Here is a 13,684-nt window from a genome sequence, read left to right as displayed (position 1 = left end):
AGTAAAAGCGTAAAGACAATATCGGCACAGCGTTTCAGGTATGGCTAGGGGGGTTGCGTAAAGCTGATATTACGCTGGATGCCCTTGAATTTGGCCCTTTTTAGAGGAGATCCTTTAAATAACTGCCGGAAACGATCTTCTGTAAGCAGCTCCCATTCTTTGGTGCTGAGATTTAATATTTCAGGTATTGCCGCAAAAGCCGGTTCTGCTCCGGGTTTGCTGAAGCGGTTCCACGGGCATACATCCTGGCAGGTATCACATCCAAACATCCAGTTGTCAAATTTACCCTTCATCTCCTCGGGTAACAGCATGTCCTTTAATTCTATGGTAAAGTAACTGATACATTTGCTGCCGTCGATCTCTTTATCGGGCAGGATGGCGCCTGTAGGACATTCATCGATACAACGGGTGCAGGTGCCGCAATAATCGCGGCTGAAAGGATCGTCATATTCCAGCTCCAGGTCTGTGATGAGCGTGGCCAGGAAAAAGAAAGAGCCCGCTTTGGGAGAAATAAGATTACCGTTCTTTCCTATCCATCCGGCGCCTGTAAGCTTAGCCCAGCTGCGTTCCAATACAGGGGCAGAATCTACAAATCCACGGCCTTCAACCGCCCCTATATGCTCCTGCATCAACAGAAGCAGCTGGTTGAGCTTGGGCCTTATCACTTCATGATAATCCTGCCCATAGGCATATTTGGAAATACGGGGGGTGCCTTCCTGCTGTTGTTGTTCCGGGTAATAATTTAAAAGCAGTGTTATGACGGATTTTGCGCCCGGAACCAGTTTGGTGGGATCTACCCGCAGGTCAAAATTTTTCTCCATATAATGCATGCTGCCGTGCATTCCCTTATGAAGCCATTTTTCCAACCTGCGGGCGTCATCATCCAGCATCTTAGCCCTGGCAATACCACAGTAACCGAAGCCCAGCTGTTGCGCCCAGCCCTTGATCTGTTGAGTACGGTAGGTAAGATGCATTAGTCAAGTTAACCAATTTATCGCTGGCCAGCGTGTACTTATACGTTAAAACGGAAATGCATAATATCGCCGTCTTTTACGATATATTCCTTGCCTTCGATTCTTAATTTACCATTGTCGCGACAGGCCGCTTCACTGCCGTATTTGATAAAGTCTTCATAAGCAATTACTTCTGCTTTAATAAAGCCTTTTTCGAAATCAGTATGAATCACACTTGCCGCCTGGGGCGCCTTCCAGCCTTTATGAATGGTCCATGCCCTTACTTCCTGAACACCGGCAGTGAAATAGGTATCCAGGTTCAGCAGTTTGTAGGCAGAGCGGATAAGCCTGTTCAACGCCGGTTCAGTCATTTTGTATTCTTCCATGAACATCAGCTTGTCGTCTTCAGCTTCCATCTCGGCGATCTGCGCTTCAAGGGTATTGTTCATCACAATTACCTGTGCGCCTTCTGCTTTAACGGCTTCGGTAAGTGCTTCAGAATATTTATTACCGGTATGCATAGAAGCCTCGTCTACGTTGGCTACATAAAGTACCGGCTTCTCTGTTAACAGGAACAGATCGGCGATAGCAGTTCTTTCCTCTTTCTCCAGTCCTAATGCACGAATGCTTTTTCCTTGCTCCAGCTGGGTTTTACAGCGAAGTAATACCTCCAGCTCGGCTTTGGCCTTGGGATCGGTTTTAGCCATCTTCTCTGTCCGCTGAAGCTTCTTTTCAATACTTTCAAGGTCTTTCAGCTGTAACTCCGTATCAATGATCTCTTTGTCGCTTACAGGGTTAATGGCGCCTTCTTCACGAAGTACATTCTCATCTTCGAAACAACGGATCACGTGAATAATAGCATCTACCTCGCGGATATTTCCCAAAAACTTGTTACCAAGTCCTTCTCCTTTGCTGGCGCCTCTTACAAGACCGGCAATATCCACGATCTCCAGCTGGGTAGGAACAATACGGTTGGGCTTTACCAACTCTGCCAGTTTCGTCATGCGTTCATCAGGTACATCTACCAGTCCCACGTTGGGGTCAATAGTACAAAAACGGTAGTTGCTTGCCTGCGCCTTGGCACTGTTGCTTACAGCATTGAATAAAGTTGATTTTCCGACGTTGGGTAATCCCACGATCCCTACTTGTAAAGCCATATGATTATTGTGGTTTGCGTTCGCAATTTTTCGGCTGCAAAAGTACGGTTTGATTGTTAACCGCCGATAATCAATTATTTTAGACGCTCATAAACCAAAACGGATGGATGGGATTCAGTTTGCAGCAGGTGTTTTTTACGTATTGGCAGCAGTGGGTGGAATTGCAATACTTCGTGCAGCTCAAAAAAGCGGAAATGGCGCCCTGAGCCTGGTATGGATCCTGTTTTTTTATATCGCTGCGGCTATTGGCCTTTATAAGTTTTTCTTTCTTCATGATAATGATGTCTTTAAAACGCTCGTTGACGGCGTTTTCGACAGTGCCAAAAGCTCGGTGATAGATGTTGCCTTCCCGCTGGCAGGTACCATGGTGTTTTTCCTGGGACTGATGAATATTGCCGAAAAGGCCGGGGCTATCAACTGGCTGGCGAGGCTTTTGAACCCGTTTATGAAACGGCTTTTCCCGGGCGTTCCCGATAACCACCCGGCAATGGGACAAATGGTGATGAATTTCAGCGCCAATATGTTAGGACTCGACAATGCCGCCACTCCCTTCGGTCTGAAAGCGATGGAAAGCCTCCAGACGCTGAATAAGGATAAAGAAACAGCTACCAACGCGCAGATCATGTTCCTGGTACTGCATACCAGTGGTCTTACGCTAATTCCTTTGTCCATTATAGCCTATCGCCTGGCGGCGGGTTCCGCCAATCCTTCCAGTGTATTCATTCCTTGTGTGCTGGGAACGGTTTGTACCACACTTGCAGCCATCATATTGGTAAGTATCTGGCAGAAAATAAAATGGGATCGCATTTTGATCACCTGGCTGGGCAGCATTGCACTGGCCGTGGGCTTATTGATATGGTGGGTAAGCGGTATGGATGCCGTTCAGAAAGATATCTTCAGCAAAGTTGCCGGCAATCTTGTACTGCTGCTAATCATTACGCTGATCATTATTGCCGGGGTCTGGAAAAAAGTGAATGTCTTCGATGCCTTTATAGAAGGCGCGAAAGGTGGCTTTGATGTGATCATTAAAATTATTCCCTACCTGGTTGGAATGCTGGTGGCCATCCGCGTATTCAGGGATAGCGGCGCGCTCGGGTATATCGTAGACGGACTCACAGCCGTGATCCGCACTATGGGACTGAATGCCGATTTTACACCATCACTTCCCGTTGCCATTATGAAGCCATTCAGCGGCAGCGGTGCAAGGGGGCTCATGATAGATGTGATGAAGTCTAACGGCCCCGATTCCTTTGTTGGTCAGCTGGCCTGTACCTTCCACGGCTCTGCGGATACTACCTTTTACATTGTAGCCCTTTACTTTGGAAGTGTAGGCATTAAAAAGGTCCGTTATTCCATCTGGGCCGGCATGCTCGCCGATTTCATTGGTGTCATCGCTGCCATATTGATCGCCTATGTGTTCTTCAGGTAGACATTAGATAACGGAAGAGATGAGCGATGCATTGCTAATAATATTAGCGGCTTTTTTTACAAATGATCTTTTGCTAAAAAAACGATCTTTTTCAAGGAAGCTTTAAAGAAGCTTTTGAGATGCTTTAGTGAAGCTTTAAGAGTGCTTTGTCAAAACTGCGCTTTTTTTTAGCAAATAGTATGTGGCTCCATCGGGGCTCCTGATAAAAAAAGGAGGGCTCATCAATAAAATTAGCCGCCGGGAGTCGCTTAAACGGGTATTCTTCGGCGCCGGGGGGCGAATGAAACGAGGCTGTATCCGAGAGTCGCTTAAACGGGTATTCTTCGGTGCCGGGGGGCGAATGAAACGAGGCTGTATCCGAGAGTCGCTTAAACGGGTATTCTTCGGCGCCAGGGGGGCGAATGAAACGAGGCCGTATCATAAGTTGATACGGCCTCGTTTTTAATTGACTTCAGGCAATCGGAGAGCTATGCTTCCGAATGCTGCGATCTGCTATTTATAGTATGCTTCACTCCATTTCAGCTCGTTCTTCAGCTGGCGGAGGTCGGTTTTCTTATCGATGCATACGAACTCGATATCAGCCATATCTGCGAAGTCTTCCAGGTTTTCAGATGTCAGGTTCTGGCTGTAGCCGGTATGGTGCGCGCCACCTGCAAGGATCCAGGCTGCAAGACCTGTTTTCATATCAGGTAAAGGCTGCCAGCATGCTCTTGCTACCGGAAGTTTAGGCAGATCCTGTGGAGGAGCTACTGCTTTTACTTCGTTCACCAGCAAACGGAAACGGTTACCCATATCTATCAGGGATGCGTTGAGGGCATCGCCACCACCTACATTGAATACCAGCCTTACAGGATCGGCTTTGCCGCCAATACCTAAAGGATGTACTTCACAGGAAACAGGGCCTTCGGCGATAGAAGGACACACTTCCAGCATGTGAGAACCCAGCACCAGCGGGTTTTTAGGATCGAAATGGTAAGTGTAGTCTTCCATGAATGCGTTACCGCCTTTCAAACCATGACCCATTACTTTCATGGCACGTACCAGCGCTACTGTTTTCCAGTCGCCTTCGCCGGCGAAACCGTAGCCGGCAGCCATCAAACGCTGGGCAGCAATGCCAGGCAGTTGAATCATACCATGCAGGTCTTCGAAAGTATCGGTGAAACCTTTAAAGTTGCCGTCTACCAGGAACGCTTTCAAACCCAGTTCAATACGGGCTGCGTCTACCAGTGACTGACGCTGAGCGCCGTCTTTGGTGATAGAAGCGGCAAGTTTATATTGTGCTTCGTATTCTTTGATAAGCGTATCAACCTCTGCATCGCTGATGCCATTGATCACCTTAACCAGGTCGCCAATACCATAAGAGTTGACAGAGAAACCGAATTTGTATTCAGCTTCAACTTTATCGCCATCAGTTACTGCTACAAAACGCATGTTGTCGCCGAAACGGGCAAACCTTGCGCCCTGCCAGTCGTGCCAGCCTGCTGCAACGCGTGACCAGCTGCCGATAGAAGCAAGTACTTCCGCATCTTCCCAATGGCCTACTACCACCTTGCGGTTTTTGCGCATACGGCTTACCATAAAGCCGAATTCACGGTCGCCATGAGCGCTTTGGTTCAGGTTCATGAAGTCCATGTCAATTTCGCTCCATGGAATATCGCGGTTGAACTGTGTATGCAGGTGTAATAAAGGCTTACGTAAGATCTTCAGGCCATTGATCCACATTTTGGCAGGAGAGAAGGTGTGCATCCACGCAATGATACCAATTACATTAGGCGCATTGTTCGCTTCGGCGCAGATATGGTAGATCTCTTCTGTTGATTTAACAGTAGGCTTGAATACTACGCTTACGGGAATTTGTGTTGCTTTGTTCAACGCGCTGGCAATGGTTTGAGAATGTTCTGCTACCTGCTTCAGCGTTTCTTCTCCATATAGATGCTGGCTGCCGGTTACAAACCACAGCTCCAGCTTTTTCAGATCAATCATTAGTGTTTATTTTAAAAGTGTTGAATGTTGTGAATTGTTCTTGTGTCAGCTGCTACTGACCGTAATAAGAGTTTGGACCATGTTTGCGCTCGAAGTGCTTTTTGATCAAAGCATCTTTCAAACGGGGAACATCGGGCCTGATCTGTTCTGTCAACAGGGCCATTTTAGCTACTGTTTCCAGCACTGCACTGTTATATACCGCTTTGGCAGGTGTTTTACCCCAGGTAAAAGGAGCATGGTTGCCTACCAGGATCATTTCAATTTCTTCATAGCTAAGATTCCTTTCCTTCAGGGCATTCATGATCTGGAAGCCCGTCTGGTACTCATAATCGCCCTGGATCATTACATCATCCATGGGAGGTGCGCAGGGAATATCGACAGTGTTATGATCGGCATGGGTGGTGCCGTAAATAGGGATGTCGCGCTGACTTTGAGCCCAGGCTGTAGCATAGGTAGAATGTGTATGTACAATACCGCCGATATTTTCCCAATGTTTGTATAATACGGCATGGGTAAGGGTATCGGAAGAAGGACGCAGGTTGCCTTCAACGGTTTTGCCATCGAAGTCAACGATCACCATTTTAGCCGGTGTGAGCTCCTCGTAAGGAACGCCGCTGGGCTTGATGGCAAATACGCCTGCTGCCCTGTCGGCTGCACTCACATTTCCAAAAGTGAATAATACAAGTCCTAATTTAGGAAGCTGCATGTTTGCTTCATACGCAGCTTCCTGTATGTGCTGATAGCTCATTATAACGGGTTTAATTCAATGATTCTACAAACTTGCCTAATGCCTTGTATTTTTCATAACGTTTGGCATAAATAGCTGCTCTTGCAGCATCAGGGAAATATTCGGCATCGAAACCTTGTCCCATTGCTTTCATCGCATCTTCTACTTTATCGTAGATGCCGGCTGCAGTAGCGGCAAACATGGCTGCACCTACTGCACAGGTTTGTTCCGATTTGTGTATACGGATAGGCATATTCATAACGTCTGCCATCATCTGCATGATGAAAGGCGATTTCTTGGCTACGCCACCCATACCAATAAGTCCTTTTACAGTAACGCCTTCGCTGTTGAAACGGTCTACAATAGATTTTGCACCAAAGCAGGTGGCTTCAACAATAGCCCTGAAAATAACCACGGCATTGCTGCCAAGGTTCAGGCCGGCAAGAGCGCCTTTCAACTCCTGGTTGGCGTCGGGGGTACGACGGCCGTTCAGCCAGTCTACACCTAAGACGCTGTTTTCATCCAGTGGTAATTCAGCAGCTTTTTTATCTAATGTAGGGATGATCCTGTCTATGGCTTCGGCGGCAAGGGCCTTTGCCGTTTCTGCGTCTACCAGGCTGGTTTTGCTTAACACCTCGTTTAAAGGCCAGGCCAGTACCTGCCTGAACCATGCATAGCAGTCGCCAAAAGCCGACTGACCAGCTTCCATGCCCATCATGCCGGGAATCACGGAACCAGGCACCTGTCCGCAGATACCTTTTACCAGGATGCCATCCACTTCTTTGGTTGGAGCTACGAGCATATCGCAGGTTGAGGTACCCATTACTTTGCTCAGGTGATAAGGTTCGATCTGACCGCCTACAGCACCCATATGTGCATCAAAAGCGCCAACACCAACAACTACGTCGGTAGAAAGGCCAAGTTTAGTTGCCCATTCCTGGCTAAGTTTACCTGCCGCTTTATCGGAAGGAAGCGCTTCTGTAAACAATTTCTTTGTATAACCATTCAATAATGGATCGAGAGAACTAAAGAACTCTTCAGGAGGTAATCCGCCCCATTCAGCAGCCCAGAGTGCTTTGTGTCCTGCTGCGCAGATACTGCGTTTCATCTCCGATGCTTTTTTGCCTCCTGTCAGCAGGAAGGGAATCCAGTCGCAATGTTCCACCCAGCTTTGGCAGGCGTTGCGTACTTTTTCATCGACACGCAGCGTACGTAATAATTTAGACCAGAACCATTCTGAAGAATAGATGCCACCAACGAACTGGAGATAATTGGTATCGAACTTTGTAGCATGTGCATTGATCTCTGCTGCTTCTTTTACAGCGGTATGATCTTTCCACAACACGAACATGGCATGTGGGTTTTCTTCAAAGCCAGGTGTCAAAGCCAGGGGGGTACCGTTTTCGTCAACAGCTACAGGAGTAGAGCCGGTAGTGTCGATTGAAATGGCTTTTACTTTGGCGGCGATATCGCTGCCAGCCTGCTGAAGACAATGTTTGATGGTATGTTCCAGTCCTTCAACATAATCCAGCGGGTGCTGGCGGAACTGGTTCGCAGAAGGATCACAGTATTTTCCTGCTTTCCAACGGGGGTAATAAAAAACGGAAGAGGCTATTTCCTGACCGTTTGTTGCATTTACGAGAATAGACCTGACTGAATCTGTACCGTAGTCAACGCCTATCACAAAAGTTTCCTGATTCATCCGTGTTTAGATTGTTTAACGTGATTTGTCGGATGAAGCCTTCCAGCTTCATATGGCAATTTAGTGTCAAAATAACACTTGTAGCCTAACATTACAAAATTTTATTCGCCCGTTATAGGTTAAAGTAACTTTAAATCAGTACGAAGAAGCCTATTTAAGGTTATCGGGGTTGGGAATAAAGTTGAGGAAGGCATCAAACTTCTTCTGGTATTTCTTTTTATCCAGTTTAAAGTAGAACGCTCCTTTCTTGGAACTGGCCTTTTCCTTTTCTTTTTGCTTGATTAACAGGCCGGTAGATAATACTTTACGGCTGAAATTCCTTTTATCCAGTACGGTGTCGTAAATGCCTTCGTACAGGTTTTGCAACTGGGGCAGCGTAAATTTTTCCGGCAATAGTTCGAACAGGATGGGGTGGATGGCAGCTTTATAACGCAGTTTTTCCTTGGCCATTTTTATCATGGCCGGGTGGTCGAAGATGAGATCAGGAACCTGGTTTACAGGAAACCATTCTGCATGATATTCGTCGCTTATCTGCTTCTCGTATTTATGGATGTCTATAAGGCTGAAGTAGGTGATAGAGGCTGTTCTTTCCGTAGGGTCGCGATGAGGATCACCAAAGGCATAAAGCTGTTCCATATATACATTCTCGAGCCCGGTAAGCTGATGTAATACACGGCTGGCAGCTTCTTCAAAGCTCTCGGCGGGTTGTACAAAACCTCCCATAAGGCTCCATTTCCCCTTTTCTGGTTCGAATCCTCTTTTTATCAATAACAGTTTTAACTCCTGCCCGTCGAATCCGAAAATAATACAGTCCACTGCTACTACTATCTTATGTTGCCGGCTATAACGTGTCATATGTTGGCTCTGGTAAGGCTTTAGCAATAAAAAAATAAATTTAGTGTAAAATCAACGATTCATTGCTTTTTAGCCTGCAGTGTATTCTTTTTGATAGTTGAGGGGGCTTTTGCCGGTAATTTTTTTAAAATATTTGTAGAAGCCGGTAAAGTTATTAAAGCCACTTTCGTAACACACCTGTTTAATGCTCACCTTATTGTCGATAAGAAGCTTGCAGGCATGGCCCACCCTTATTTCCAGCATAAACTGGGAGTAGGTTTTCCGGGTCCGTGATTTAAAATAACGGCAGAATGAGTTGGGACTTATATTAGCGACGGCGGCGATTTCTTCGAGCTGGATCTTCTGCCTGAAATTTTTCACCGAATATTCATAGATATCATTGATGCGGTCGTTTTCCGACTCCAGGAAATCATATTTGAACCCTATGGAAGAGATGAGGTTAAGCTGGGGGATATTGGCCAGGATCACGAGTATATTCATCAGCAGAAAAATACGCTCCGGCCCCTCAGTCTGAACCAGCTGCTCCAGCAGTTCTGCGATCTCCTGTTTGGGTTTGCCTGTTACCTGGATGCCACGCCTTGCTTTTTCGAGCACGGATTTGATCTTAACATTCTCGGGAAGGTTAAGAAAGGTTTCGCCCCAGAAATTTTCTCTGAAATGAGCTACGCGCGAATCGGCCTGAAGCTTCTGCTGCTCTCCGAAATATTCGTCGTCAAACCGCCAGTAATGTGGTAAATGGGCGCCTATCATCACCAGGTCACCCGATTTGAAGCGTTTGATATTATCGCCTATGAACTGTGTTCCATTGCCTTTTTTAAAGTGAATAAGCTCCACCTCCGGGTGGTAATGCCACCGGTTATTGGTATGGGGAACCGTATCTCTCCGCACGCTGAAGGAGTGTTGGGCTCCTTTTGCCACTTTCAACAATTGGGGTTTCATTCAGCTATTTATGCTTTATTTAGGGCTAAAATAAGTATTTAAGGCTAATATTATAGACTGTCCGCCGGCTTTAGGATTTACTTAAACAAATACGACCGGCCTGAAAGGTGGGTTTCTATTGGTGGGGCGGGAGGACTGAATAAATGCTTCGCGGCAGGTTTCAGTGAGAAAAAGCAGGCCTTCCGGGGCGGGACCGAAGGCAGGACCGGGGCAGGACCGTGGCAGGCAAGTGCGATGCACGTGCGATGTTACTGCGATTCAGGTGTGATTAAGTTATACTTATGGTATAGCTATCGTATAGCGATGATATAGCTGTATGATAGCTGTGATATGCTGGTGGTATGCTGTGATATGCTGGTGGTATGCTGTGATATGGGGGTGGAATGCTGTGATATGGGGGTGGAATGCTGTGATATGGGGGTGGTATGCTGTGGCGTACAGGGTGCGGAAAATGAAAAGCGGCCATATCACAGGGGTGATACGGCCGTTTTGGGGGGATTTCTACAATGGCGCTCCGGATCCGTTAAGGAATCAGCACCTTATCGATAGCGTGAATCACTCCGTTATTGGTTGGTTGATCGAAACTAATGATCTGGGCAGTATTTGTTCTCCCGGTAACGGTAGGAGTGGCTGCGGACATATTTAAAGTAACAGCATTGCCCTGGTCTGTTTTATAGGCGGCGCTTTGCAGGGCAAACCTGAAATTAACAGCCCCTATCGTATGATATTTAACAAGGTTTGCCAGCGTTGCTACAGCTGTTTTACTGATGGTCACGGAATCGTAACCCGCTGCCAGCATAGCAGTATTGGTGGGCGCAAACAGGGTAGTGGTGGTTTTATTGATACCGGTACTGGTACTGGTTAAGGAAGCCCTGGTTGCCGCCTGCAGGAACAGTTTGAAAGGATTGCCGGAATAACGGCCTAACGTAACGCTGGTTGATCCTACTGTAGGCGCCATGTACGAATCCAATACGAACATGGTTCCATTGGAAGCGCTGATATCTTTTTTTACTGCCTTCAGTCCATTGAAATAAACATCGTTGTTGTAGGCCTGGGCAAAAATAGAGGAACCCACCTGTGTTGATATGGTAAGTCCGCTCCCTATAAGTGCATCCGATGTCCGGGAACCTGCTGCGATAAGCCAGGTGGTATTCACTCTCAGGGTATCGATGTTTACCAGTTTAACATCTGCAACGGAGTTGATGCCATATTTTTTGTAAGCAGTGTTACTGGGTGCAAAGAACGTAAACGGGCCAGGTCCCTGGGCAAAGGTGATTAAACCTGTTTCCTTGAGAACTGCGTTAAAAATGCTGAGGCTGCTATCCTGCGCTACAAGCGTTTCCAGTGTATTAATGGGAAGTGTGTTGTCATCGTCTTTGCTGCAGCTGTTAAGTGACAGCATTATCAAACCAGCCGATAACAGATGTATATATATTGATTTTACTCGTTTCATACCTGAATAGTTTATGGATATTTATTTCACAATTACCAATGATACCTTGGGCGTTCTCTGGCCGTCTGTGGATGCAATGCCTGCATAACCACGTCCTAACATGGAATATATTTTCTGGTTGCCGATATTTGTGAACGTGTAAGCTGCTCCTATTATAGTAGTAGTTCCTGTTTGACACATTTTCAGGACAGGAGCTGCTTTCAGGGGCAGGTTTACAAAAGCTTTTGATCCTTTGTAGGGAATATTGCTGGCAACCAGGCTATCGGCATAATAGAAGTCGATAGGGCCGGAGTTAGGGATACAGTTAACAAAATTAAAGCGTGCGTATCCCGAATCAGGTCTTTCGGTATCTACATCTACTGTAAATGCCGCTGTATTGGCAGCTGTATCGCATATGAATACCACTTGCTCTTTGCCCGTTGTAACGGGAACCGATACGCGGAAGAGTTCTTTCGCGATAATGGAGGTGCCGGTACTGGGTGTAGCGAACATGATATTGGCTGTTCCTTTGGAGTCGGGCTGCACCGACAGGTAGCCGTTGTCGGAGTTGCCTCCCGTATTATAACCACCGCCGGGAAAGGGCGTATGATTTGTAGTGATCGTATTGCTTACCCGCTCGTCGTTGATGTACACCTGCACTTGTTGCGCTGCGAAGTAGGGGGAGAAGTAAGCGACTTTTACAAAAGCCTTCCCGTTAGGGGTTACATATTCGTTGGTTCTGAATTCGTTTTTCTTACATCCCAGCATTAACATACAGCTGGCTGCCAGTAATCCCGAAAATATTTTTGAGTACATAAGTAGTTCGTTTTCTGATGATGAAAATGTTAAGGCTGACTGAACCAGCATTCATAGGTGTGATAGTTGCCGTTCATGGCTCCTATTTTCCTTAGTTCCTCCACATTCCAGATGTACTCTGAGTTATAGCGGGGGCGCACACGATAAACAGGCCGTCCTGCATTTTCTGCTGCAAAAGTGGGTAACACCAGGTTCTTGTAAACCTGGATGCCCTGTTCAATTTTATTGGGATCGAGGTCGGTATAATGATACCTGCGCATATCTACCCATGTTTCAAAGAAACCCCATCCATATAATGCGATGTATTTCTGAAGCATGATATCGGAAAGCGTAAGTGAATCGGCAATCTGCTTCACATTGGCGCTGGCCATGTAAGCGTCCCGTTCGGCCGGTGAAATGGCGGTAACATTGAAGAGGGGCGTATTGCCGCGTGGCCAGCTGGTACGGTTGATAAAGTCGAAGTGCAGCCTGATACCGGCCTGATAAGCGAGAAGCGCTTTAGGCTTGTCCGACTTGCGGAAAAGGGCTTCGGCTTTCATAAACTGTATCTCAGCGGAAGTCATGATGGGCATGACGACTTTGTTGGCAAACAGGTATTTACCTTGTGACCCGGAGAAATTGCCGGCGGTAATAACATAGATGCTGTCGCCAAAAGGTGTAGGCACTGCTTTACGGTTGGTGCCCAGGGAGGAGTACTGCGGGTCGCCTACGCCCACTACAACACCTTTATAACCTCCGTTATTGGTACCGCTGCTATCGGCAGAGCGGCTCAACATATGCTTCATCCTGGGGTCGATATTGGCGCCGCCTGTGGTGCCGGTAAGCGTAGTTCCGTCGAGCAGGCTAACGATATAATTGGTTTGGCGGAACAAGGTGAGGTTATCCCTGAAGATCCCGAAGAAGTTGGCATCGTCATTTTTTTGTGCATCGAATGGAATACCAAAATCATCCTGTGCGCTTGCAAGCGACAGATCGCAATACTTGATCACACTATCAGCCTGGTAAGAAGCTTTATTGGTAATGCGATGGAAGTTCCTTGCCAATAATCCATAAACAAACTTTTTCCAGCGGTCTACATTGCCATCATAGGCATAGTCGCCTTTCGATAAGCGTGATACACTTGGATTGTAGTCGGTACGTGACAGGTATGTCAGCGCCATGCGGCAAAGAGAATCAACACCGGCGTAGACGGTTTCCTGGTTGTCGTACTTAAAAAATACCTGGTTTTCATCTGCCGGGAAGGCTTCTTTGAAAATGATATCGCCATGATAATCTGTCGTGTACTGGAAGCTCATGGCCTTTAATGCGTAAGCGGCGCCAACATAATCCCATTGACCGTTCGCTATTCCTTTGGTTATAATATAGTTGAGGTTTGCTCCTAAGCCATAGTAGGTCATACGCCAGATGTCACCGTTAACGTCTGAGGCAGACTGGAAGCCCATTTTGTCCCAGTTGATGGCGGTGGTACTGCCTGAACTCGCCGATCCGAAATTTTGTATAAACCTGCTTACATAACGTGCGTCATATTGAAGGCCACGTGGTATGTTACCCAACTGGGTAGGGAATACGGATGACACATCGGGATCTTGCGGGTTGGAATTGTCTGAGTTAACATCGAGATACTTGTTGCAGCTGGTAGTTGCAAACGCAGCCAGCAACACAGTCACGAATATTTTATATTTTAATTTCAT

At 46.8% G+C, this 13,684-nt stretch carries 11 protein-coding genes; 1 reads left to right on the top strand and 10 read right to left on the bottom strand.

Going from position 1 to position 13,684, the window contains the following annotated elements; all coding sequences use genetic code 11:
- Positions 1-44: 44 nt before the first annotated feature.
- Together queG and ychF are read right to left on the bottom strand one after the other, a co-directional pair.
- The gene (gene queG, locus ESB13_RS06340) at positions 45-974 is read right to left on the bottom strand and encodes a tRNA epoxyqueuosine(34) reductase QueG (RefSeq protein WP_129002171.1); all 930 of its coding nucleotides are present in this window, start codon (positions 972-974) and stop codon (positions 45-47) included.
- A 38-nt stretch (positions 975-1,012) separates the two neighbouring features.
- The gene (ychF, locus tag ESB13_RS06335; RefSeq protein WP_129002170.1) at positions 1,013-2,110 is read right to left on the bottom strand and encodes a redox-regulated ATPase YchF; all 1,098 of its coding nucleotides are present in this window, start codon (positions 2,108-2,110) and stop codon (positions 1,013-1,015) included.
- 103 nt (positions 2,111-2,213) lie between these two features.
- On the opposite strand from ychF, the gene ESB13_RS06330 reads away from it, so the two are divergent.
- Positions 2,214-3,539, top strand: a complete 1,326-nt coding sequence (locus ESB13_RS06330; RefSeq protein WP_129002169.1) for a nucleoside recognition domain-containing protein — start codon at positions 2,214-2,216, stop codon at positions 3,537-3,539.
- 492 nt (positions 3,540-4,031) lie between these two features.
- Here the strand turns inward: ESB13_RS06330 and araA are convergent, their stop codons facing one another.
- The 8 genes from araA to ESB13_RS06290 form a co-directional block, all read right to left on the bottom strand.
- Positions 4,032-5,522, bottom strand: a complete 1,491-nt coding sequence (gene araA / locus ESB13_RS06325) for an L-arabinose isomerase (RefSeq protein WP_129002168.1) — start codon at positions 5,520-5,522, stop codon at positions 4,032-4,034.
- A gap of 52 nt (positions 5,523-5,574) precedes the next feature.
- The gene (locus ESB13_RS06320) at positions 5,575-6,270 is read right to left on the bottom strand and encodes an L-ribulose-5-phosphate 4-epimerase (protein ID WP_129002167.1); all 696 of its coding nucleotides are present in this window, start codon (positions 6,268-6,270) and stop codon (positions 5,575-5,577) included.
- Positions 6,271-6,280: 10 nt separating this feature from the next.
- Positions 6,281-7,951, bottom strand: a complete 1,671-nt coding sequence (locus ESB13_RS06315; protein ID WP_129002166.1) for a ribulokinase — start codon at positions 7,949-7,951, stop codon at positions 6,281-6,283.
- 150 nt (positions 7,952-8,101) lie between these two features.
- On the bottom strand, positions 8,102-8,806 hold the full coding sequence (locus tag ESB13_RS06310; protein WP_129002165.1) for an NUDIX hydrolase: 705 nt from the start codon (positions 8,804-8,806) through the stop codon (positions 8,102-8,104).
- 69 nt (positions 8,807-8,875) lie between these two features.
- The gene (locus ESB13_RS06305) at positions 8,876-9,745 is read right to left on the bottom strand and encodes an AraC family transcriptional regulator (protein WP_129002164.1); all 870 of its coding nucleotides are present in this window, start codon (positions 9,743-9,745) and stop codon (positions 8,876-8,878) included.
- Positions 9,746-10,268: 523 nt separating this feature from the next.
- Positions 10,269-11,198: a fasciclin domain-containing protein gene (locus ESB13_RS06300; RefSeq protein ID WP_129002163.1), complete on the bottom strand. Its 930-nt coding sequence runs from the start codon at positions 11,196-11,198 to the stop codon at positions 10,269-10,271.
- A 21-nt stretch (positions 11,199-11,219) separates the two neighbouring features.
- A complete protein-coding gene (locus tag ESB13_RS06295) occupies positions 11,220-11,993 on the bottom strand; it encodes a DUF4397 domain-containing protein (protein WP_164974112.1) in 774 nt (257 codons plus the stop codon).
- 29 nt (positions 11,994-12,022) lie between these two features.
- Positions 12,023-13,684 (bottom strand): SusD/RagB family nutrient-binding outer membrane lipoprotein, encoded by a 1,662-nt coding sequence (locus ESB13_RS06290; RefSeq protein WP_129002161.1) that lies wholly within the window; start codon positions 13,682-13,684, stop codon positions 12,023-12,025.

This window comes from Filimonas effusa, from assembly GCF_004118675.1.
GTDB lineage: Bacteria > Bacteroidota > Bacteroidia > Chitinophagales > Chitinophagaceae > Filimonas > Filimonas effusa.
The sequence above is the reverse complement of the archived record's forward strand: the minus strand, read 5'-3'. Positions and strand labels throughout refer to the sequence as shown.

Coding starts and splice junctions, on each gene's coding strand:
- queG (WP_129002171.1), bottom strand. CDS start 974: ATGCATCTTACCTACCGTACTCAACAGATCAAGGGCTGGGCGCAACAG.
- ychF (WP_129002170.1), bottom strand. CDS start 2,110: ATGGCTTTACAAGTAGGGATCGTGGGATTACCCAACGTCGGAAAATCA.
- ESB13_RS06330 (WP_129002169.1), top strand. CDS start 2,214: ATGGATGGGATTCAGTTTGCAGCAGGTGTTTTTTACGTATTGGCAGCA.
- araA (WP_129002168.1), bottom strand. CDS start 5,522: ATGATTGATCTGAAAAAGCTGGAGCTGTGGTTTGTAACCGGCAGCCAG.
- ESB13_RS06320 (WP_129002167.1), bottom strand. CDS start 6,270: ATGAGCTATCAGCACATACAGGAAGCTGCGTATGAAGCAAACATGCAG.
- ESB13_RS06315 (WP_129002166.1), bottom strand. CDS start 7,951: ATGAATCAGGAAACTTTTGTGATAGGCGTTGACTACGGTACAGATTCA.
- ESB13_RS06310 (WP_129002165.1), bottom strand. CDS start 8,806: ATGACACGTTATAGCCGGCAACATAAGATAGTAGTAGCAGTGGACTGT.
- ESB13_RS06305 (WP_129002164.1), bottom strand. CDS start 9,745: ATGAAACCCCAATTGTTGAAAGTGGCAAAAGGAGCCCAACACTCCTTC.
- ESB13_RS06300 (WP_129002163.1), bottom strand. CDS start 11,198: ATGAAACGAGTAAAATCAATATATATACATCTGTTATCGGCTGGTTTG.
- ESB13_RS06295 (WP_164974112.1), bottom strand. CDS start 11,993: ATGTACTCAAAAATATTTTCGGGATTACTGGCAGCCAGCTGTATGTTA.
- ESB13_RS06290 (WP_129002161.1), bottom strand. CDS start 13,684: ATGAAATTAAAATATAAAATATTCGTGACTGTGTTGCTGGCTGCGTTT.